The 22,359-nt window shown below is 50.1% G+C and carries 18 protein-coding genes; 8 read left to right on the top strand and 10 right to left on the bottom strand.

The window, feature by feature from the left end; all coding sequences use genetic code 11:
• Positions 1 to 203: 203 nt before the first annotated feature.
• From AC0QH1_RS15175 to AC0QH1_RS15165, 3 genes are all read left to right on the top strand, one after another.
• A complete protein-coding gene (locus AC0QH1_RS15175) occupies positions 204 to 410 on the top strand; it encodes a hypothetical protein (RefSeq protein WP_324632033.1) in 207 nt (68 codons plus the stop codon).
• 724 nt (positions 411 to 1,134) lie between these two features.
• Positions 1,135 to 1,512, top strand: coding sequence for a single-stranded DNA-binding protein (locus AC0QH1_RS15170; RefSeq protein WP_324632032.1), 378 nt, complete (start codon positions 1,135 to 1,137; stop codon positions 1,510 to 1,512).
• A 501-nt stretch (positions 1,513 to 2,013) separates the two neighbouring features.
• Positions 2,014 to 2,979 (top strand): protochlorophyllide reductase, encoded by a 966-nt coding sequence (locus AC0QH1_RS15165; protein ID WP_324632031.1) that lies wholly within the window; start codon positions 2,014 to 2,016, stop codon positions 2,977 to 2,979.
• Positions 2,980 to 3,078: 99 nt separating this feature from the next.
• On the opposite strand, the gene sfsA is transcribed toward AC0QH1_RS15165, so the two are convergent.
• A complete protein-coding gene (sfsA, locus tag AC0QH1_RS15160; protein ID WP_324632030.1) occupies positions 3,079 to 3,810 on the bottom strand; it encodes a DNA/RNA nuclease SfsA in 732 nt (243 codons plus the stop codon).
• Between the two features lie 284 nt (positions 3,811 to 4,094).
• Between sfsA and murJ the strand changes: the two genes are divergently transcribed.
• On the top strand, positions 4,095 to 5,759 hold the full coding sequence (gene murJ, locus AC0QH1_RS15155; RefSeq protein WP_324632029.1) for a murein biosynthesis integral membrane protein MurJ: 1,665 nt from the start codon (positions 4,095 to 4,097) through the stop codon (positions 5,757 to 5,759).
• 109 nt (positions 5,760 to 5,868) lie between these two features.
• Here the strand turns inward: murJ and AC0QH1_RS15150 are convergent, their stop codons facing one another.
• The 6 genes from AC0QH1_RS15150 to AC0QH1_RS15125 all read right to left on the bottom strand — a co-directional run bounded on the left by AC0QH1_RS15150 (position 5,869) and on the right by AC0QH1_RS15125 (position 13,017).
• Entirely contained in the window at positions 5,869 to 7,248 is a 1,380-nt protein-coding gene (locus tag AC0QH1_RS15150) for a DHH family phosphoesterase (protein ID WP_324632028.1), read from the bottom strand.
• Complete coding sequence (locus AC0QH1_RS15145; protein ID WP_324632027.1) at positions 7,245 to 7,742, bottom strand: HNH endonuclease; 498 nt, start codon at positions 7,740 to 7,742, stop codon at positions 7,245 to 7,247. Before AC0QH1_RS15145 ends, AC0QH1_RS15150 begins: the two co-directional genes overlap by 4 nt.
• A gap of 78 nt (positions 7,743 to 7,820) precedes the next feature.
• A complete protein-coding gene (locus AC0QH1_RS15140) occupies positions 7,821 to 9,353 on the bottom strand; it encodes an adenylate/guanylate cyclase domain-containing protein (protein WP_324632026.1) in 1,533 nt (510 codons plus the stop codon).
• Positions 9,354 to 9,604: 251 nt separating this feature from the next.
• A complete protein-coding gene (locus AC0QH1_RS15135; RefSeq protein WP_324632025.1) occupies positions 9,605 to 11,545 on the bottom strand; it encodes an adenylate/guanylate cyclase domain-containing protein in 1,941 nt (646 codons plus the stop codon).
• Positions 11,542 to 12,588, bottom strand: coding sequence for a cytochrome-c peroxidase (locus AC0QH1_RS15130; RefSeq protein WP_324632024.1), 1,047 nt, complete (start codon positions 12,586 to 12,588; stop codon positions 11,542 to 11,544). Before AC0QH1_RS15130 ends, AC0QH1_RS15135 begins: the two co-directional genes overlap by 4 nt.
• A gap of 225 nt (positions 12,589 to 12,813) precedes the next feature.
• Complete coding sequence (locus tag AC0QH1_RS15125) at positions 12,814 to 13,017, bottom strand: hypothetical protein (RefSeq protein ID WP_324632023.1); 204 nt, start codon at positions 13,015 to 13,017, stop codon at positions 12,814 to 12,816.
• 53 nt (positions 13,018 to 13,070) lie between these two features.
• On the opposite strand from AC0QH1_RS15125, the gene alr reads away from it, so the two are divergent.
• Positions 13,071 to 14,264 carry an alanine racemase gene (gene alr / locus AC0QH1_RS15120; RefSeq protein ID WP_324632022.1) on the top strand — a complete coding sequence of 398 codons (1,194 nt, stop codon included), beginning with the start codon at positions 13,071 to 13,073 and terminating at the stop codon, positions 14,262 to 14,264.
• A 108-nt stretch (positions 14,265 to 14,372) separates the two neighbouring features.
• On the opposite strand, the gene AC0QH1_RS15115 is transcribed toward alr, so the two are convergent.
• Complete coding sequence (locus AC0QH1_RS15115; RefSeq protein ID WP_324632021.1) at positions 14,373 to 15,569, bottom strand: GNAT family N-acetyltransferase; 1,197 nt, start codon at positions 15,567 to 15,569, stop codon at positions 14,373 to 14,375.
• A 115-nt stretch (positions 15,570 to 15,684) separates the two neighbouring features.
• Positions 15,685 to 16,428 carry a RibD family protein gene (locus tag AC0QH1_RS15110; RefSeq protein WP_324632020.1) on the bottom strand — a complete coding sequence of 248 codons (744 nt, stop codon included), beginning with the start codon at positions 16,426 to 16,428 and terminating at the stop codon, positions 15,685 to 15,687.
• A gap of 259 nt (positions 16,429 to 16,687) precedes the next feature.
• Between AC0QH1_RS15110 and AC0QH1_RS15105 the strand changes: the two genes are divergently transcribed.
• On the top strand, positions 16,688 to 17,959 hold the full coding sequence (locus AC0QH1_RS15105) for a tetratricopeptide repeat protein (RefSeq protein WP_324632019.1): 1,272 nt from the start codon (positions 16,688 to 16,690) through the stop codon (positions 17,957 to 17,959).
• 98 nt (positions 17,960 to 18,057) lie between these two features.
• On the opposite strand, the gene AC0QH1_RS15100 is transcribed toward AC0QH1_RS15105, so the two are convergent.
• Positions 18,058 to 19,542 (bottom strand): protein adenylyltransferase SelO, encoded by a 1,485-nt coding sequence (locus AC0QH1_RS15100; RefSeq protein ID WP_324632017.1) that lies wholly within the window; start codon positions 19,540 to 19,542, stop codon positions 18,058 to 18,060.
• Between the two features lie 244 nt (positions 19,543 to 19,786).
• On the opposite strand from AC0QH1_RS15100, the gene AC0QH1_RS15095 reads away from it, so the two are divergent.
• Positions 19,787 to 20,803, top strand: coding sequence for an RpnC/YadD family protein (locus AC0QH1_RS15095; RefSeq protein ID WP_324632016.1), 1,017 nt, complete (start codon positions 19,787 to 19,789; stop codon positions 20,801 to 20,803).
• A 369-nt stretch (positions 20,804 to 21,172) separates the two neighbouring features.
• Positions 21,173 to 22,207, top strand: coding sequence for a serine hydrolase (locus AC0QH1_RS15090; RefSeq protein ID WP_324632015.1), 1,035 nt, complete (start codon positions 21,173 to 21,175; stop codon positions 22,205 to 22,207).
• Positions 22,208 to 22,359: the final 152 nt, after the last annotated feature.

Genomic DNA, 22,359 nt, shown 5'->3' with positions numbered 1-22,359 from the left:
TCTGCGGCGAAATCCGCCCTCTAGCTTCTCCCTTCTGCCTAAATATGCAAAGGTTACGCCTCAAAATGCGGGAATTTTCACCCTAAACTCATACTTTACCTCGCTCAGGTGGATTGCGCTGTTGGTTTATCGATTGGGTTTATTAATGATGCGGCTTTGCTTCTTGGCTGAAAGCTTATCTATTCCCTTTTTTCTTTTCTCTGATGTCCCCCCTGAAGGGGGCATTTTCTATTTTCTGGGAGGCGATCGCCGATCGCCAAAACTACAATGGCTTGGTGTTAACTCCCGAGGGCGTGCTTTCTCTGGAAAAGGTTGTGGTAACTGATATGCCTACAGCCAATAGATGCGCTACTAACTGGGGTGGGGCGCGCTTATCCTCGCCTCATGCAATGACTCTCTTGCCCCCTTGACCGTTGCGGCAGGTTGATGATTGACTATCAAATCAATGCCTCCCACCTCAGCTCGATTTTGCGCCGCGAGAGTGGGGCAAAATCCTCTGGAGGTTTTCTGTTTGCGGCAGTCAATTTTACTGTACGAATCTTTATCCCCGCCCAATTGAACCAATGCCCGCCCGCGCTTTCCTGACTCTCCCTGGATTTTCAGTTATTTTCTACTGCGGAAATCCTTTCGATTACCCGCAAGCAACTCCCAAACTCCATTGAATGGTGACATTTAGGCTAATGCCAAGCAATTTCGCTCCCGCACTTCGCCTCCGCTACAGCGATCGCCTCCCTTCATTCATTCATCCGCTGGATGATTTTTTCGTCAAATTCATGGTAAAATAATCACATCATACTTCAAGCATTTTTGCGTTCCTTTCTCTATGAAACCGATTTCCCCTCTTTTGGTCATTTTTTGATTTATAGTTAGGTTCAATTAACCTTTCTTGCAATACATCTCAATTTTCTGTGCTTTTTAGTCAAAAATTCTGCAATATTCATCCCCAAAATTTAAAAAATATTGCGGGGAGTGGGATTGATTTTTGTGGGGTGCAAATTAACGGTTAATTGCACCCCCAACAATCCGGGTCATATTCCTGGGGTAAATCAAAGTAAAAAACAATAATTGCTTGATATGATAGGGAGAAATGGTTTATAATTGGGGAGTTAATTTGTTGGATAAGGAAGGAGCAATATGACGCTCAATGTTGTGACTTTAGTCGGTCGTGCGGGGATTGACCCCGAAGTTAAATATTTCGAGTCTGGTAGCGTGGTTTGTAATGTAACGTTAGCCGTAAATCGTCCCAGTCGCAATAGCGATAAACCGGACTGGTTCAATTTAGAAATGTGGGGGAAAACTGCGGAAGTGGCGGGAAACTACGTCCGTAAAGGCAGCTTAATTGGCATCACGGGTTCTTTGAAGTTTGATTATTGGCAAGATCGGTCCACCGGTGCCCAGCGATCGAAGCCGGTGATCAAAGTCGATCGCCTAGATCTGCTCGGTTCCAAACAGGATGCCGCCAATGGTGCCAGAAGCATGGGCAATGACTATGATGACGACGAGGATTTCTAATCCCCGCCGATTCTGATAACCGCCGAACCAACCTGCCTTAGCAGGGACTTGCCCACCCATAGAATCAGTCTGCATCCGTGGAGCAGCAGGTGATGACGGTTCCCTGCTGCTCCACCGTTCAGGAATGAGTGAGGGGATAGTCCTGGGTTGATGATGGTTTCACCCTTGCTTTTCAGGGCGTTTGTCTGCCAAACATGACGCGGCAATTGTGGCGAACTTCGGCAGGGAAAACCCCGCGATCGAGAGATAGGCAATGATGACAAATTGAGCCGATAAACGCGGGTCAGTTCAACCCACCACCCGCCACCGCCACCGGGAAGGTAACTGCGGATTAAGTATCATTACTTATCCGCTCCAGAATAGTTGAATCCCTGATGCCACAAGGCATCGAAGATTTTAAGCGGCTATAGTGTTAGGTTTTATGACAGAGCTAATCCGTCAGGGTCTAAGTGTTGTAAAATCCTCAATACAGTCAACGGCAATCAACTGAATCTGAACAGCATGGGACAAGATCGCAAGTCAACGGTGGTGATTACGGGTGCCTCCTCGGGGGTTGGCTTATATGCAGCCAAAGCCTTTGCCAAACGAGGAGACTGGCATGTGGTGATGGCTTGTCGGAACTTAGAAAAGGCAAAAAAAGCGGCTGAAGCGGTCGAAATGCCTGCCGACAGCTACACCATTATGCATATCGACCTGGCGTCTCTCGATAGCGTGCGACGGTTTATCAACGAATTCCGAGCCAGCGGCAGACCCCTCGATGCCTTGGTTTGCAATGCGGCAATCTATATGCCTTTGCTGAAAGAACCGTTGCGATCGCCAGAAGGATACGAACTCAGCGTTGCGACGAATCACTTGGGGCACTTTCTCCTGTGTAATGTGATGCTAGAGGATATGAAACGCTCCTCGTCTCCAGATCCGAGAATGGTGATCTTGGGAACCGTCACCCACAATCCGGAAGAATTGGGCGGCAAGATTCCGCCGCGTCCGGATTTGGGCAATCTCGAAGGGTTGGAAGCTGGCTTCAAAGATCCCGTCACCATGATTGACGGCAAAAGCTTTGAATCGGTGAAAGCCTACAAAGATAGCAAGGTGTGCAACGTGCTGACGATGCGAGAACTGCATCGGCGCTATCACGACTCCACCGGCATCGTCTTCACTTCCCTTTACCCCGGATGCGTTGCCGATACGCCCCTATTCCGCAACCACTATCCTCTGTTTCAGAAAATTTTCCCCCTGTTCCAAAAGTACGTCACTGGGGGATATGTGTCTCAAGAGTTAGCCGGCGAACGGGTAGCGGCAGTGGTTGCCGATCCGGAATACAAGCAATCTGGTTCCTATTGGAGTTGGGGCAATCGCCAAAAGAAAAATGGCAAGTCCTTCGTGCAAAAAGTCTCTTCCCAAGCACGGGATGATGAAAAAGCCGAGCGTCTTTGGGATCTCAGCGCCAAGCTAGTGGGACTGGCATAAGCTTCCCGAGGTTGCTATTGCTCTTGAAATCGAGCATTTATAGCGGCTCATCGGCGATCGCCGATGCATTCCACCGCGCGATCGCCGTAGCCATTTTTTTCACATCTCCAGTTTGGCTAACCCCAAATACCGAATCCCTTCCGGCGTCAATTCAAACCGACAAGGCAAAATTTCCAATCCTTGATTCATCGCGTGACGCAACAATTTCCCATATTCGGGATCGGCACTATCTCCCGGGGCAAATATATCGCAATCACTGCGACCAATAAAAAATAATGCCACGGCTCTCCCCTGATTTCCTAACACCACATCTACTAATTCAAGCAAGTGCTTTTGTCCGCGCGTTGTCACCGCATCGGGAAATAACGCCTTTCTCCCTTCCGCCCAAGTTACGTTTTTCACTTCTACATAAATCGGCGGATTTTCTCCATTTTTATTTAACAAAAAATCTACCCGGCTTTTTTTATCCCGCCCGTACACCACTTCCGGGGAAATGGAATCGTACTCCCCCAATCCGGGAAGCGATCGCGCTTCTAAAGCCAATTTAATCGCTTGATTGGGCAAATTCGTATTCACCCCCACCCAAGTCGGTTCGTTATCCTGCGCCTCCACTAATTCCAAACTATAGGGCAATTTTCGCTTGGGATTGTCACTGCGCGACACCATGACGCGGTATCCCGGTTCCGATAATCCCCGCATTTTTCCGGGATTGGCACAATGGGCGGTAATGGTTTCGCCAGTTTCCAATTCTATATCGGCCAAAAACCGCTTGTAGCGTTTGATTAATCGGCCAGATTGTAACGAAGGATAGCGGTAAATAAAGTCGGTCATCGAAGAAAGATACAGGAATCATTTTGGCAATCTTTAAGTTTATCATACTTTGCTACAACTGCGCGAGGATTGCAGAAAATTGCCGAAAAACGAAGAAAATACCTACCAACAGTGGGAGTAGATTACTGAGGGAAAAAATCAAACCGACCCCCTGACTCGAATGTTAATTGTAAATCCTGAAGATGAGGGGACGCAGCAGTATCAGCAGGCAACCCCCGAGAGGTTTACAATTAGCCATTTCGGGGTTAAATAAATTGAAGCACTGTCACGATTTGTAAAGATTTGTGTCTGAAAAACAAAAACGGACTCGTTCCCTAGCCGGAATTGCGGGAATTGTGGCGATCGCCACCTTAATTAGCAAAGTCTTTGGCTTAGTGCGGCAACAAGCGATCGCGGCAGCCTTTGGCGTAGGGCCAGCCTTCGATGCCTACAACTACGCCTACGTAATTCCCGGCTTTTTGCTCATCTTACTCGGCGGTATCAACGGACCGTTCCACAGCGCCATTGTCAGCGTTTTAGCCAAACGCAAAGCGGAAGAAGCCGCCCCCCTGGTGGAAACCATCACCACCCTTGTCGGGAGCTTACTGCTGATCGTCACCGTAATTTTAGTCATCTTTGCCGACCCCCTGATGAGCGTAGTGGCCCCGGGACTGGACATCAGCGCCGCCGAAGCAGCCGCCGAGGGAATCGATCCAGAAAAATTCCAAACCCTGCAACTGACCCAAGCGATCGCCATCCGGCAATTTCGGATCATGGCTCCGCTCGCCGTCCTTGCCGGCTTAATTGGCATTGGGTTTGGCACCCTAAACGCCGCCGACCAATACTGGCTTCCCTCCATCAGCCCCTTATTTTCCAGCGTCGCCGTGATTGGCGCATTAGGCATCTTCGTCGTGCAAGTGGGCAGCAATGTCAGCCTTCCCCAATATGCCACCATCGGCGGTATGGTCTTAGCCGGCGGAACCCTTGCCGGCGCACTATTGCAGTGGTTGGCCCAAGTCTTCGCCCAGTGGCGCAGCGGCTTAGGCACCTTGCGCCTGCGGTTTGAATTCAATCGCCCTGGGGTCAAAGACGTGATGAAAGTCATGGGACCGGCTACCCTGTCTTCCGGGATGCTGCAAATCAACGTCTACACCGACTTGTTTTTCGCCTCCTACATCCCGCAAGCCGCCGCCGCCTTGGGATATGCCGGCTTATTAGTTCAGACCCCCTTGGGCATTATCTCCAACATGCTCTTAGTCCCCTTACTGCCGGTCTTTTCCCGCTTAGCCGACCCCCAGGATTGGCCCGAACTCAAACAGCGCATTCGTCAGGGATTGATCCTCACCGCCCTGACCATGTTGCCCTTGGGGGCATTAATGATTACCTTAGCCGTGGCGATCGTGCGGGTGGTGTACGAACGCGGCGCATTCGACCCCGCCGCCTCCGCATTTGTCGCGCCCATGTTGATGGCGTATGGCGTGGGCATGTTCGTTTACCTGGGACGGGACGTGCTGGTGCGGGTGTTTTATGCCTTGGGCGATGGCGAGACCCCCTTTCGCGTCAGCGTGGTGAATATTTTCCTCAACGCCTTGCTGGATTTTCTGTTAGTCAATGCATTTGGTGCCCCCGGTTTGGTGTTGGCCACCGTGGGGGTCAATATTATCTCGATGGTGACGCTGTTGGTGCTGCTCCATCGCAAGCTGCATGGGTTGCCTTTGTTAGCCTGGAGTCAGCCGGTGGCCTTGCTGAGTGGGGCTAGCGTCCTCGCCGGTTTCGCGGGATGGGGCATTCTTCACGGTTGCGAACAACTCATCGCGCCGGTGGGCTTGCCGATCCAATTCGTGCAACTGAGTGTGGCCGGATTTGGCGGGTTGGGCGTTTTTGCCTTATGCGCCACTCAGTTAAAATTGCCGGAAGTGGATATTTTTGTAGAGCGCGTCCGCCAACGCTTTTCTCGGCGATCGGGTTAATTGGCCCCGGGATGACTCCCGGGCAACAGTAGGCATGAAATTAGCCCGCGTCGGCGGGCTTTTTGCGCGAACCTCCACCCTTCTAGGGTGCGGGGTTTTGTGGGTGCTATCACTCGGTTTCGATCGGGTTATCTTTGGGACTGACCAATTTGAGTAACTTTTGCTTGATTTGGATATCGAAGACTTCCCACTTCATGCGGGCATATTCTTTGCTTTCGTTGGTTCCGGAGAGGAATCCCATCGGAATTTCAAAGCCGCCGGCTTGAGAGCGCCCGCCGCCAAAGTAGCGTCCTTGGGCGTCTTTGCCGAATGCTTCTTTGATGAATTCATCCGGGTCGAGGGTGATTTTGTTGCTTCTGAGGGATCCGGTGACCAGTTCTAAGTCTTCGTCCTCATCGTGGACGATGCCATATACCACGGCGGTATGAACGTTTTCTTCCGTGACCAGAAAATCGGCGGCTTGGGGAATGGCGTCGCGATCGTCGTAGCGGAGGTAGCCTACGCCGGCGATGCAGAAGTTATTGAGGATCATGCGATTTTTTAGCGATCGCTCGATGACGTCCATCACTCGTTTAGAGCGGGTGGCTTGCAGCACGGAACTGAGCAGTTGCGGGTCGTAATAGCGACTCAAATAGGCGGCGGCGAGAAAATCCTCTTCCCGCGCTTGTCGCAGTTGGTTGGTATCGGCGCGCAACCCATGCATCAGGGCGGTGAGGCATTTGATGTGGTCTTCGTTGTTCGGATCGATCCGCAGTAATTGCGCCATCAGATACTGGGTAAAAATCGTGGCTGTGGCGCGAATGTGGGGACGAATATCGGCAAATTCGGGGTGCAAGTCTTCTTGCAACTTATGATGGTCGATGACCACGGTAAAGGGGATTTGCGCCGATTTTATGGTGGATAAAAGCTGGCTGGTGGTGCCTTGGTTGTCGATTAAGACGCAGCCGTTGTAGGCGGTGAAATCTTTGGTTTTTGCGGTATCCATCGACCAGCGCTGCACCGGCACCCCGGCGAGTTTGACCAAGGCGATGTTTTCTTGGTGACTGAGTGCCCCGGCGTAGACGATATCGCATTCAATGCCGTATTGAGCGGCGATTAATTTGTAGGTCCACGCACAGGACATGGCGTCTGGATCCGGGAAATCCTGGAGAACGACCAAGTGCCGATCGCCTACGTGCTGCTCTAAGGTGGTTCGCAGGGCGTCTGCTTGGGCGATCGCTACTTCGTCAAGCCATCTGAACGCCTCGTCGGCTGAGTTGTGCTTCCCCTGTTCGTTAATGGCAATTTCGGCTCGTTCGTTGTTCGATTCTCCCACTAAATTTTTCCCCTCAATCGGCGAGCGACAACAGCGCCAGCCCCCCCCAGGCAAATACCGTCTGGAGCTGCGCCAACACATTTCAACAATAACGCGAGAGCGGCAAGGGGGAGCGATCGCCACAAACAGATTGGAAAAAACCCCAAGCCGTTCTTGCAACGACTTGGGGTTCAAATTCCGATCACGTATTTTTGCCACTCGTTGTGGGAGCCAGTTTTGAGGTGTTTGGTCACTTCAAAATAAAGACTACTGTATGGCCGACGCGGATTTTTCATCAATGGCATTTTACTTTCGTCTGGGGTGCGGTTTCCTTTTTTGACATTGCAGCGGACGCAGGCGCTGACTAGGTTTTCCCAGGTGTCTCCTCCCCCGCGCGATCGCGGAATCACGTGATCCAGGGTTAAATCTTCTCCGGTACAGCCGCAGTATTGACAACTGTGCCCGTCCCGGTGTAGGATATTCCTCCTGGTGAGTGGGATTTCTTTGTACGGCACGCGAACGTAATGCCTCAGTCGGATGACCGTTGGCAGTGGAAATTCGGCATAAATCATCCTGCCGTTATGTTCGACTTGCTCGGCTTTGCCTTTAAGCAACAATACGATTGCCCTCCGCCAGCTCGTAATGTTGAGCGGTTCGTAGGAGGCATTAAGGACTAGAACCTTGCCCATTGCTTTTCAATTTTGAGAAAAAGAATGTTGTCAAAGATGTTAACACAGGTTTTTTGTCCTGTGTTAGCTCATCTGGATTTAATTGGTCAAATCCTCTTCGTCTAAGGCGGGTTTGAGAATTCCCAAACGCTCTAATGTACCGCGAGTGCTGGGTTTGGTGTGGGTGGGGGTCTCGTCGGGGGTGGGGTTGAGTGTCTCGATCAGCAGGTAGGTTTGCATCTTGCCTTTTCCCTTGATGGCGATCGGGCCGCGCGACTGGAAGCGAAACTGTTGCTGCAGTCGGTGGTAGGTGGTTTCGGAGACTTGAATGCAGCCGGCGATTCCGTGGGACTCCATGCGGGAGGCAATATTGACCGTATCCCCCCACAAATCGTAAATAAATTTTTTGATGCCAATCACGCCGGCAATCACTGGCCCGGTGTGGATGCCAATTCGGATGCTGAGTGCTTCGCTTTTAAGGGCGGCGAGGCGGCGCACTTCTTGCTGCATGTCTAGGGCCATTTGCGCGATCGCTTCGGCATGATCGGGTCTGGGGGTGGGAATCCCCCCAACCACCATATAGGCATCGCCAATGGTTTTAATTTTCTCTAATCCATGCTTATCGGCCAACTGGTCGAAGGCGGAAAATATTTCGTTGAGTAATTCTACCAGTTTCACCGCTGGGGTGTGGCCGGCAAGTTCGGTAAAGCCCACCAGATCGGCAAATAAAACGGTGGCTTGACCAAAACTTTCGGCGATCGGATACACTCCCTGTTTTAACTGCTCGGCGATCGGGTCGGGTAAAATATTCAGCAGCAATTTTTCGGCGCGATCGCGCGCCACTCCTAACTCCATCACCAGATTTTCCAGTTGCTTTTCGCGCTCTTTAATCTGCCTGACATAACTCGAAATTTGATGCCGCATATCGTTAAATGTCAGCATCACTTCCCCTAACTCATCCTGACGCTTTACCCCAAGGGAATAACAGGCTAAATTCCCATTATCCTCCCCCGGCGCTTCCCCCACAGCAATCAGCGCTTGACGCAATTTTAAAATCGGATCGATGACGATAATTCCCAGGGTTATCATGGTGGCAACGGTTACGAAAACGCAAATAATCAACACTAACCCGGCAATTCTGGCCACAAAGGCTTTCAGTTGCCATTTGACGTCGGAGGAATCCAAACGCACGATTAAAATGTAATCATTTCCAAATTCCTGGGTGGACATGGCTAATTCATGTCGGTTGCCATCCGGCGTCCGATAGCGCATCTCGGGACTGCCCATTAAATCGGCAAATCTCAACACTGGGGTTTCCCCAAAGCTTCCCAAGCGTTGCCCGTCTGCCATATAAACCACTCCGCCTTTCACCACCGAATCTAGCATCAGTTGCTTGGCTACTTGGCGAATTCTCTCTTGGGTAACTTGGGAACCACATAAACGCACGAGGGGAGCAACCGATGCGAGTCCAACTTCTTCTAAATGCTGGACTATTTCTCGCTCGCGTCGGTAAACTGAAGGCAGCAAAATAATCGCTTCGACCACCACAATGCTAACAAATACCCACCGGGTAATCTGCCGGGACAAGCGAGATTTTAGCAAATTTTTTACCGTAACACATCTTTGTTTCATGGGTATTTTTAGGTTTACTTATTATTAATTTAGATACCTGAATGTTTTAGATGATATCCCTACCCCGAGGTTCCTTTTGGCACTAAACTGAACCAGTTTCCCAAGGAAATCACCTGGAATTGGATGGAGTTTTAGTAGAAGCACCCCAATCAAGTCAAAGGGTTGTTGCAGTGCGTTTTACCGGTTTCGTGGAATGTAATGGCGCGATTCTCAATTGCGTTGCTCCAGTGCAACTCTTGCTAGTTTATCGTTTACACTGAATATGGGCATAGCTTTCGTTCGAGAAGCAAATAGGTTTTCATCATGCCTTTGCCTTTGACTTTGATAAATCCGCGCTCTTCAAATAGGTATTTATGCTTTAATCGCTCGTAAGTTTCTGTGGTGACTTGAATGCACCCAGAAATTCCTTGGGACTCCATGCGACTGGCGGTATTGACGGTATCTCCCCACAGATCGTAACTAAACTTTTTGATGCCAATCACCCCGGCGACAACTGGGCCGGTGTGCATCCCGATGCGGATGGAGAAGGGTTGACAAGTGGCGCTACTGAGTCGGCGAATTTTCTCCTGCATGTCGAGGGCCATTTCGGCGGCGGCTTCGGCCCCATCGACTCGCGGGTGGGGGAGTCCGGCGACCACCATATAAGCATCGCCAATGGTTTTGATTTTTTCTAATCCGTGTTTCTCGCTGAGTTGGTCGAATCCCGAAAAAATAATGTTGAGTTCTTGAACCAGTTCCTTGGGAGAAATTTGAGAGGAGATTTCGGTAAATCCTACGATGTCGGCAAATACTACGGTGACTTCGTTGAAGCTATCGGCGATCGCGCCTTCTTGGCGTTTTAACCGTTCTGCAATCGGTTCGGGTAAAATATTGAGCAGCAGTTTTTCGGTTTGTTCTTGTTGATACCGCAGGGCTTCTAGGGTAAGTTTGCGAACGGTAATATCTTGCAGGGTACCTTCGTAATAGAGAAACTCGTTGTTGCTATCGTACACGGCGCGGGTGTTTTCGCAAATCCAAATGATGCTGCCATCTTTGCAGTACACTTGGGATTCAAAATCAGCGACGAGGTGGGATTTTTCGATTAAGTCGATGAAGTCTTGGCGTCGAGAGGCTTCTACGTAAAGTTGTTTTCCGATGTTGCCAATCAGCTCGATCGCTTCTTCGGGAGAATCATACCCTAAAATCCGGGCGAGTGCGGGGTTGGCACTGAGGAATTTTCCGTCGCGACTGGTTTGGAATATGCCTTCGGTGACGTTTTCAAAAATGGTGCGATATTTGGCTTCGGCTTCTCGGGTAGCTTTGAAGGCATCTTGCAGTTTTTCTTTGGCGCTATTTAAGGCGATCGCGGAGTTATTCAGTTTGATGATAATATAGGCCGCAGTGCCACCAATAGCGCTCAAGGAAAATAAATACAGAACCACGCGATAAATATTGGCGGTTTTTAAGGCTTCTTCATAGTAGCGATCGTAGATTTTGTACAGGTCTTCGCTGCTTTCCCAAATCGGCAGGGATACTAAGCGCTCGATTAATTCATCCACCTGCGGCTTGTGGGTTAAAATGGTTCGCACGTAGGCGATCGCAAACTCAATCTCGCGCGGTTTTACCTGAGTCTTGCTCTCACGCTTTATCTGCAATAATGTTTCCAATTCTGCCTCGATTTTGGGCGCGAGATTTTCTCGGGAATTCAGGTTATAAATTAACACCTCGCGCAATAATTGGTTGAGACGATCGGCCAACTTCTGACCTCGGGGAACGGCGGCTGCTTTTTGCGCGAGTTCTGTGGCTAAGGTGGGAAAATAAATCAGGGAATTGTTGAGAACGGCATTGCGGGATTTGAATTGCTCGATTAAGGTTTCTTTTTCCTGGATGAGTCTAGCGTTTGCCTCCAGGACTTCATTGAGTTTTTCCCGTTGCTGCCCCTGAATGAAGCTGGGGGCTTGCTTTAATTGCTGTTGCAATGATTTCAAATTTTTGATATTCTGATTAATTGGATCGTAGTAGGTTAAAATTCCATAGCGAATTTCAAATATTTCGCGGTCGATAATGGCATTGATTTCTTTATATTGCCGCAAACTCTGGTTGAAATATTCATGTTCTCGATAATTTATAGCTTGGGAATTAATCCACAAAAAGCCAAATACAATCACCGCTAATACGGCGATCGCGAGTTCTCGAAGTCGAAAAAAGTTCATAACGGTTGGTCTCGATATTCGCCAGTTAAGGTCTCTAGAAACTGAACGATCCGCTGGATTTGTTCGGCGGATAACTGACGTCCTAATTGATATTGTGCCATTACGGCAATGGCGGCTTCTAGGGTCGGGGCAGATCCATCGTGAAAGTAAGGGCTTCTTAGGGTGATGTTTCGCAAACTGGGTACCCTAAATACATAGCAATCGTCCGGGTTCCCCGTGAGGTTAAAGCGTCCGAAGTTGGTGCGGGTGATTTGCCCGCGATCGGCGAAGTAATTGCCGATAATCCCAAACTTTTGAAATAAGTTACCGCCGACGTTTTTTCCCTGATGGCAGCTCACGCACCCATAGTCTTTAAAAAGCTGATATCCGGCTTTTTCTTCCTCGCTGATGGCATTTTCTTCCCCCAATAAGAAGCGGTCAAAACGAGCATTGGGGGTGTAGAGCGATCGCTCGAAGGTGGCGATCGCATCTTTCACATTTGCCTGAGTCATCCCATCGGCATATACTTCCTGAAACTCCTGTAGGTAATCGGGCAATTCTCCAAGTGTCTTTAGAACTTCCGACCAACTCGAATCCATGCCATTGGGATTGCTTATCGCTTCATCTAGTTGTGCTTCTAAACTGTCAAATTTTCCATACCAGTTCATTTTATAGTTAAATCCACTATTAAAAACGGTTAGGGTATTTAACTTTACGGTTTCTCCATTTATCTGCCGTCGGTGAGTCCGCCCATCAGTTCCCCCGGTCTTTAAATTGTGGCAGCTTATGCAAGCAATAGTATTAGTTTTGGATAACCGTGGCTCTTGAAATAATTTTTCTCCCAAGGCAATTTTATCGGGATTCAAGTCCAGGTGTTGGGGAATGGGTTGAATTGGTTCGTGAATGTCACTAATTTCCACAGCATTTTGAACCCAATCCATTTCCGATGGCTCTGGAAATCGGCTCTCTTGCCAGAGTAAAATCCCTAACAATCCTACCAAAATTGCAAATAACACGCAAAACAGGGCAATTAACCGATTGCTGGTATTGAAACCTGTCATCATTGATCCTTCTGTTCGTCCATCGCATTGAAATCAAGAGCTTCTCGCCAGATAATGGAAAAAACTCGCGATCGCTGTTTTTATGCTACTGCAATTTGAGCCGCAGTGTGGGACTCGAACTGTGTTGCAGATGCTAGCGCCCGGTTAGGGTTTGCGGTGGAAATGAGGGAAACCCCCCGGGAGGGAGTGTGGTCCGGTTGTCTGAATATCCGGCTGAGCAGTTCTCGATTATTGATTTTCGATCGTTAATTTTTTTGGAGTGGGGAATCCGGGGGGAAGCCAGTGAATCCGCTGTCGGAGGGGTAGATTTTCCGGCTGTGCGGATTTTTCTCCCGGGATGGAGAGAGCATTGCCCTGTGGTACGATCGCAGGCTGATGGGGGGAAACTCCTGCCGATCGCTTTCGGGAATTGAAAAATCCGGAGTGAGGCATGGGTTTATAGTGCTTAATTGAAATTGAATCAGACTGTTGAGGAGTGAGTGGACATGCTGAGCTGGGAAGAAAGCCAGAGTATTTCGTCAATGCGGCGCGATCGCGCGTGGGTGGAGGTGGATTTCGGGGCGATCGGCCACAATATCCGCGCTATCAAGCATTTGTTATCCCCCCATACCGACTTGATGGCGGTGATTAAAGCCGATGCATACGGTCACGGGGCGGTGACGGTGGCGCAAACCGCCTTAAAAGCAGGTGCCCAATGGCTTGGTGTGGCCACAATTCCCGAGGGCATCGAACTGCGAGAAGCGGGAATTACCGCGCCGGTGCAGGTTCTCGGTGCAACCTATACCCCCGAACAGCTTCGCGCAATGGTACGCTGGCGCTTGCAACCGACTCTGTGTACTCCCAAGCAAGCACTGGTATTCTCGGAAAGCTTGAGCGCTGCGGATCTGTCGCTTCCGGTTCACGTAAAGCTGGATACGGGCATGTCCCGGTTGGGGGCACCTTGGCAAGCGGCGGCGCAATTCGTACAGTTGGTGCATCGGTTGCCCCATTTGCAATTGGCGAGCGTTTATTCTCATTTGGCCACGGCGGATAGTCCGGATCCGACGATGATGCACTTGCAACAAGAACGGTTTGAACGTGCGATTGCGCTGATACAAGGGGCGGGCATTGAGCTACCGCGCCTGCATTTAGCCAATTCTGCGGCGACTTTGAGCGATCGCGCATTGCATTACGATATGGTGCGGGTGGGATTGGGACTTTATGGATTGTATCCAGCCCTCCATTTGCGATCGCGAGTGGATTTGAAACCCGCACTGCAAGTCAAAGCGAGAGTAACTCACGTGAAGGACATCTCCGCCGGCACCGGGGTCAGCTACGGACATCGGTTTATGGCCGATCGCGATCTGCGAATCGCTGTCATCGGGATCGGTTACGCTGACGGCGTACCGCGCAACCTCTCGGACCGAATGCAGGTTCTCCTCCGAGGCCACAAAGTGCGACAAATCGGCGCGATTACGATGGATCAAATGATGATTGATGTGAGCCGATTCCCGGATCTCGAACCCGGTGAAGTGGTGACGCTCTTGGGCGACGATGGCAAATATAGCATTTCCGCCGATGATTGGGCGGAAACTTTAGGAACCATTTCCTGGGAAATTCTCTGCGGCTTCAAACATCGCTTACCTCGCGTCGCTGTCGGTCAACCGTGGGAATGTTGCGAGTCCGCCGCTCAATCCTAATAAAACGCGGGGGATTGAAATCGTCCCTTAGCAGGTTAAGTCCGCCTACGGGGACGAATGACTCGTTCCCAGCACGTGCTGGGAACGAGTGGCAAAAGTGAGTAAAAGTTACATTTTCAATTCGGGCATGGTTTGTTTGAACGGCACACCTTCGTTGATTGCTTCGATTTGTCTTTGTTCCATCAGGTTAACTTCCTTGAGATAAGGGCGCAGGATTTGACTGAGGCGCTGATGATAGAAGCGGTGCAGGCTGTGATTTGGGGTAGCGGGAAAGCCGCGACGTTTTTTGTGCTGTCCCCCTGCACCGGGGTCAAAGGTTTGAATCTCATGTGCGATTCCCCATTCAATCGGAGTATAATAACAGGCATCGAAGTGCAGGCAGTCAATGTCGTAATTGCAGCCCCAATACCGTCCGTAAAGCCGATCGCCTTTGGTGACGCAAAAGGACATGGCCACCGGATGTCTCGCATCCATGCCTTCTTCGTAGGCGGCGACGAGTACGATGCGATGGCGATAGTTATGGTAGAGTTGTTCGAAAAAACGCTTGGTTAGGTATTTGCTGCCCCACCAACCGAAGCGATCGCAGTGGTCGCTATAAAATTGATACATCCGGGGAAACAATGCATGAGCAATTTCATCGCCGTGCAGGGCTTTGACTTCGATACCGGCTTTGGCAACTGCTTTGCGTTCCCGTTTGATGTTGCGGCGCTGATTGGCGTTAAAGACGGCGAGATAATCGTCAAAGGTGTTGAAGCCTTTGTTTTGCCAGATATAACTGTGATGCAGCCAACTGATATAACCCAAGCGTTCCATGAGCGATCGCCATTCCGGATCGACATATAGAAAGTTACAGCAGGAAATTTGGTTGCGATCGCAAAATTCATCGATCGCGTGAATCATCAACCCGGTGATTTCTTCCTCATCTTCTCCCGGGGCAATTAAAAATCGATATCCCGTCACCGGCGTAACTGGACTCATGCCCAGCAATTTGGGATAATACTCGATTCCCAATCGATAGGCTAAATCGGCCCACTGATGGTCGAATACAAATTCACCCCGCGAATGCCCTTTCAAGTACATGGGGGCCGCCGCAATTAACTGCCCGTCTCGCCACACAGTTAAGTGATTCGGCAACCACCCCGTTTTTGCGGTGGCACTCCCCGAACTCTCCATATTGTGCAACCAATCCCATTCAAAAAATGGCGTTTTCAACGGCAGCGCCAGGGCATCCCACTCCGACTGGGGCACTTCAGCGATTTTGTTAATCCAGACAACCGAAACTTGAGGCTTATGCTTTTCCACCATTACCAAACGTTGAGGGTAGAGCGTTCAAATTTTAGGGTAATGCAATCTCCGGAATTCTTGCATAAATTCTTGACAATCGACAATTGGCAATTTTAATATTATCAATTGTCAATTGTCAGTCTTTTCTCACTCGATAGTGCAAAAATAGCTCTTGTTCTATCGGTGTGACCTCTAACAATTCCAAGCGCGTCGCCATCTGGAGGGGAAATCCGCTTCCGTCTACCGGGGTGGGGGCCTGGGTTCCGCCAATTAGCAGGGGGCAAACCGTGAGCCAAAGTTCGTCGATCGCCCCCGCCGCTACCAACGATCCCACCAATTGACCGCCGCCGAGTACCGCTAAGTGTTCGATTCCCGCCTGGGCAATCTGTTGCAATGCGCTTTCCCAGGCGATCGCGCCGGCGTGAGTGTGGCAAATCAGAATTTTCTCAAATCCCGGTTGGTTCTGCCAGGGTTGAGCGCCTGTGGCGGTGGTGAGCAACCAGCGGGGAATGGGTTGCCGGAAAAATGGCAGGGTGGGGTCGATGTTACCGCTGGCAGAGGCGATAATCTGCATCGGTTGTGCGGGTTTGCCGTTGTCAAGACGGTGTTGTATCAGTTGCGAATCTCGGACGCGCATTGCGGTTCCCCCGACGCGCAGACTCCCGGCCCCGCCTAACACGGCATCCGCCGCCGCCACTTGTCGTTCCAAGTGCGCTTTATCGTTGGCAGACCCGAATAAGGTGGGCGATCGCTGGGCATCGGAAATTTTGCCATCGGCACTCATGGCGAGCACTACGGTGGTATAGGGGCGATCGAGCATAGGATTTACTGTCCCTCGCGGTTTGATAGATGGAATGTATTGTAAGAGATGGGGTGCCATTGGTAAAGGTTTGATTTTTATATGTACTCGGGCAAAAATAATTGCAGATGGTAGGATGGGCCTCGCCACTCTCAGAGGGGGCGATCGCGCATCTGTTCTGGAACTGCCCACCCCGCAATGGTTTATACTTAATATCTAAAAGCTTCGGCTGGGCATTGCTTAAATTCCAATTGACGACCTGGCGCACTAAATCGGGAAAGCGAGCTAAAATTATCGGGTTGACTATCAAGGAGCGCCGAAAAAAGCGGCGAATTGGGCAATGGAAGAGGAAGAATTTTACGAGCGAGGATTGGAAAAAGCGCGCCAGAAAGACTATCAGGGGGCGATCGCGGCGTTTACCCAAGCCATAGAGCAAAATCCCTCTTTTGGCAAAGCGTTTTATCAGCGCGGTTTGGCGCGGTTTGACGCGGGAGATTTCTCCGGGGCGATCGCAGATTATACCCACGCCATCGAACGGGATGCGGATGCAATCTCTGCCTATTTTTCCCGCAGTTTAGCGCGCTTAGCAGCGGGGGAATTGCCAGAGGCACTGCAAGATGCCGATCGCGCGATCGATCTAAACCCGGATTATGCTTCGGCGTACAATTTGCGCGGTAGTATTCGGCGGAAAATGGGAGATACGGAAATGGCGATCGGCAATTTTAAAAGAGCGGCGGAACTGTATCTCGAACGACAAGATTCGGAAAAATGTCGCCAGTGTCTCGATAAAATCAAACAGCTTCAACCCCCAGCGCCACCGCCAGTGAACGCCGAACCTCGGCAGAATTTACCCTTGCGCGATCCGAAGGAATTTTTTGTGGATATTTTGCAAAAAGCGGAGAAAGGTGAGTATCGCGCTGCTATCGAGGATTTAAACTGGATTTTAGACGTAGATCCGCAAGATGCGATCGCCTATCGGCATCGCGGGATGATTCGGGGCAAACAAGGGGAATTGCAAGGGGCGATCGCTGACTTAAATCAAGCGATAAAATTGAATTCCAAAGATGCACTGGCGTATCGGCATCGCGGACAAGTACGCTTAAAACTTGCGGACAATCACGGGGCGATCGCTGACTTGAATCGCGCCTTGGAATTGAATCCGGAAGATGCCAGTTTGTATGTTATCCGAGGAAACATCTATCGGTCAATGGGGAATCATCTCGGGGCGCTGGACGATTACAATTATGCTTTAGAAATCAACGAAGACAGTCCCGATGCGTATTTTAATCGGGCGCTCGCTTATTCTAAATTAGAGGAGATGCAGGCGGCGATTGAGGATTATCAAACGGCGGCGAAAATTTATTGCGATCGTGAAGATTGGCAAAACTACAATCAAGCGATGGAGAGTCTGAAACAAATTCAATCTATCACGCCCCAAGCCACCCCCGCGCCGACTCAAGAGTTCCTGCGAAAGCGACTGCTGCGACTCGTGGGCGGATATTGGGAACTCGCCGAACGACTGCTGCAAAGTGCCCGAGAAGAACATCCGGCAATGGGCGAACAATGGTATTTGGAAAAGGTGATTCGCGATATCGAACGCGATCGGGAATGATACGAAAGGGTGCCTGCTAGGCACCCTCGCTTTGAATGAAAATTGCTCGGTGGGCAGTGCCCACCCTACGGAATCTGCTATTAAGTAGGCCAGGTCAATTAAGCTTTTATCCGCTTTAACAACTCGTAAAACGGCTGCCAATTATCATCCACCACAATTGGTTCCCAAATTGCTTCAATTTCCGGCCTCAATATCACCGTTTCTGGATTGTATCGCGCCATGCGATTTTGCATGTCTTCCAGACTGTCGGTAGACACGAACTGTAGCAAATGAGCGTATAATTCCCGCCATTGATGCAACAGTTCCGACCCTTCCATTTCGGGTAAAATTTTGCTGGCATCTTCCCACCACTGGCGAGAAAACTGCTTCCTTACCTGCCAGAAAAACTCCGGATAAATAACTTGCGACTCGCTCAAAAGCTGAATGGTCAACTTGACCAATTCCGTCCCCGGTTCTTCCGGCACATCTTGTTTCCCGAAACCCAACTTCGCCAGCATCACTCGCCGATAATAGTGATTGTAATACTCGTAAAAATGCTCTAACGCCGCTTCCATTTCATGTTGGTCAATAACCGCCTTTAAGGGCACCTGCAACATTTGCAGATTCCAGCGGCAAATGGTTGGCTGATTGCCGTATCTGTAGCGACCGAAATAATCAAAATAGGCAGCGGTAAACTTCGGGTCGTAAGTGGGGATAAAGGCATAGGGGCCGTAGTCGAAACTTTCCCCGGTAATCGACATATTATCCGTATTCAAGACGGCATGACAAAAACCCGCCGCCATCCATTGGGCTGTTAACTTCGCCACCCGTTGCACCAATTCGTGATAGAAGCGGATATATTTTTCCTCCGGATGGGTGGTTTCCGTGCGAGTTAACGGCGGAATCGGTGGAGAAACTGCCGATCGCACCCGGGGATAATACTGTTCGATGACAAAATCGAGCAGCTTTTTAATCAAATCCTTGCGACCCAAATAATGCAACCGTTCAAAGGTGCCAAACCGGATGTGAGACTCGCTGAAGCGGACCATCACGGAAGAACGAGTGGGGGAAGGTTCGTCCCCGCGCCACAATTGTTGCCCGGTTTCGATTAAACTGAGACAGCGAGAGGTTCGCACCCCCATGCGGTGCAGCATTTCCCCCGCCAGCACTTCGCGCACTCCGCCTTTGAGCGTCAAGCGTCCGTCCGCCGTTCGGGAATAGGGGGTGGTTCCGCTTCCTTTGGTGCCGAAATCGTAGAGTTTGCCATCAGTTCCGCGCACTTGTCCGTACAGAAAACCGCGCCCATCCCCTAATTGCGGGTTGTATTCGCCAAACTGATACCCGTGGTAGCGCAGTGCGAGAAAAGGTCGCACTGCGCGAAAGTGCCCGAAGGCTTCGATAAAGTCGTCGTCGGCGACCGCATTGGGGTCTAATCCCAGTTTGGGCAGCACTTCGTCATTGCGCCAGCGCAGAACGTGCAAGGGAAATTCCGCCGCCGGGACGCGATCGTAGTAATCGTCGCCCAAGGATTCCAGGGCGGGTTCGTAGTTGAGGGTTAAAAACGGATTGGACTCTGGAGTTTGGGAGGTTTCAGCGAAAGTCATAGGGTCTGCATCAAAGTCATTCTTTTCAGCATAACCCACCAGGTGCGAGATAAATGCGATCGCTGGCGTGAAATTGGAGAATGCAATTCACCGTCGGTGGTGATTAACCGATTCCCCTGACATTTGAAAGCCTCCACCCATCAGGTGGCGCGCACTACAGAATTGTAGATACTTATTAACGATGGCTTGAACTAAACCCCTCTGATGTAGTAGAATTCAATACCACCATTTAAAATCAATTATTATGAGCAGTGAAGAAATCAAAGCAGACTACGATGGCCCTTGGAAAGAAGCCCTCTCTATCTATTTTGAACAATTCCTCCTTTTCTTTTTTCCCAACCTTCATCGCGAAATCGACTGGAGTCAACCCTATCGTTCTCTAGACAAGGAACTGATGGAACTGGGGCGCAAATCCAAGCGTGGTACCAAGTTTCCCGATAAATTGTTTGAAGTCAAACTGAGGGCGGGAGACCCCCTCTGGATTCTGATTCACGTAGAAGTGCAAAGTCAGTACGATCGCGATTTTACCGATCGCATCTATCGGTACAATTACCGTGCCTTGGATCGATATAACCGATGGGTCGTCAGCTTGGGCGTTTTAGGGGACAATAACCCCTCGTGGCGACCTTGTGAAATTTTATACACCCTGGATGGGTATGAGTTCAAGTTCAAATTCCCGATCGCCAAACTGCTAGACTATGAAAGTCGGTGGCAGGAGTTAGAATCAGATGATAACCCCTTTGCTCTGATGGTGAGGGCGCATTTAAAAACCCTAGCTACCACGGGCAAAATGGCGGAACGAAAACAGTGGAAGTGGACCCTCATCCGCTCCCTGTTTGAACGGGGTTATAATCGAGAGGAAGTGGTGAATCTCTTCCGGTTTATCGACCGCATGATGACTCTACCCACGTCACTCGAACAAGAATTAAAAACCGAAATCATTCGTTATCGGGAGGAAAGAGAAATGCCTTTTATGAGTCAGATAGAAGAAATGGCAAAAGAGGAGGGAATTGAGCAAGGACGTGAAGAGGGCCGTCAACAAGGACGTGAAGAGGGCCGTCAACAAGGAACTCTCCAAACCCGCCGCGAGGATGTGCTGGAAATTTTGCAAATTCGGTTTGCCGAGGTGCCAGCAGAAGTGGTGGCTTCTGTGAATCAGATTGAAGACATCGATTTGCTCAAACAGCTTCATCGACAGGCGATCGCAATTCCATCGGTGGCGCAATTCCAGCAACTCCTCAACCCAGAAACAGAAAGCTAAGCAATCAAGGAGGCGATCGCATTTCTAATGACAACCCACCCCGGCGATCGCCCGATTCGCTGCGGAGGATTGATTGGAGAAAACCTGGCCGATGCGAGAGAAATGCGATCGCCTTTTCTATTATCATAGAGAAGACCTCAGCATCCCGGAATAAACCCGATCGCTCGGTTTAAATTCACTGCTGTTTCGACCGTTGTTTTCCCCCGCGATATAATGGCCCCCAAACTCGCGCCCCAAATCAAATTAAATTGGCTTTTTGCCCCTCTCCGATTTGCGATCGCTTTCTTGCTTCCCATCGCCATTTCCAGCGCTTGCATATCGGCGGAATCCAGGCCCAGACTTACCCCAAAAGCGCGCCAGAGGGAAGCGGTGGTCAATCGAACCTTGCCCGACACTTCTCTGTCGCGTCGCTTGACGTCAGACCTTACCACATTAGGCGATATTTTGCAACAAGGAAATTACTTAACGCAGATGGAACAATGGCAAGGCAAAGCGTTATTTTTGAAAGTAGACGAAACGCAAAATCCGGCTGAATTTCGCTATTACGCCCATCATGCCATCTATGGCGATCGCAATCAAAACGGCATGGTAGACCCTGGCGACGAAGGATTTTTTCCCCCTGCTTCCACGGTAAAAGTGGCGATCGCCGCCTTAGTGCTAGAAAAACTGAATCGCCTGGACATCCAACGGGATGCCGAATATCGAATTGTCGGCAAACGTGAATGGTATTCCATCGCAGAAGACCTGCGAAAAATGCTGGTAATTTCCGACAATGAATCCACCAACCGACTGATATTATGGTTGGGATTCGAACAACTCAACCGCAGTTTGCAGGCGAAAAACTTGCGACAGTTGACCATCACGCGATTGATGCTCGATCGCGGTACCTTAGTGGATTCGCCCCCGTTTGAAATTCGCGACAATCAAACCCTAATTCGTCAGGATGCCCAACCTGTGGTTACTCAATTTAGCTGTTGGGAAAGAGACAAACAACCGGGCAATTGTGCGAGTGCCAGCGACATTTTAGAGGTGTTAGTTCGCCTGGTGCAACCGGAGTATTTTTCCCCCGAAGAGCGTTTCCGCCTCACCGAATCCGACCGACAGTGGTTGCGCGAGGTGATGTCTCACACCCCCAAAGAAGAAGGATTTAACTATGCCGATAATTACTGTCGATTTTTGAGCCAAGTGGAACGCAAATACGCCCATCAATCCGGCAGAATGCTCAGTAAATGCGGAGTGGCTTTATTTTCCAACACCTATATTGATAGCAGCTTTCTCCAAACCGACAGCGGCGAAAAATACTATCTGCTGTTTGCCGTCACCCCCCCAGAATCCGCCGCCGAAGCAGATGTTTTACATTGGATGAACCAGGTCACAGAGTTTATTTTACCCCGCTTGTTTTAAGTGCCGAAAAATACCTACTTTGCTGCCTCGTCTAGAAGTATAAACTGCAAGCTCAATGCAAATTAATTTTGAACCTCTCCTCCTGCATTGCCAGAAAAGCTCTTGGGGTAAAATTTTGTAAAAAATAAAATAATCGGCAAAATTTTTGCTAT

Source organism: Phormidium sp. CCY1219, assembly GCF_055795085.1.
This window is presented reverse-complemented; position numbering and strand designations above follow the sequence as displayed.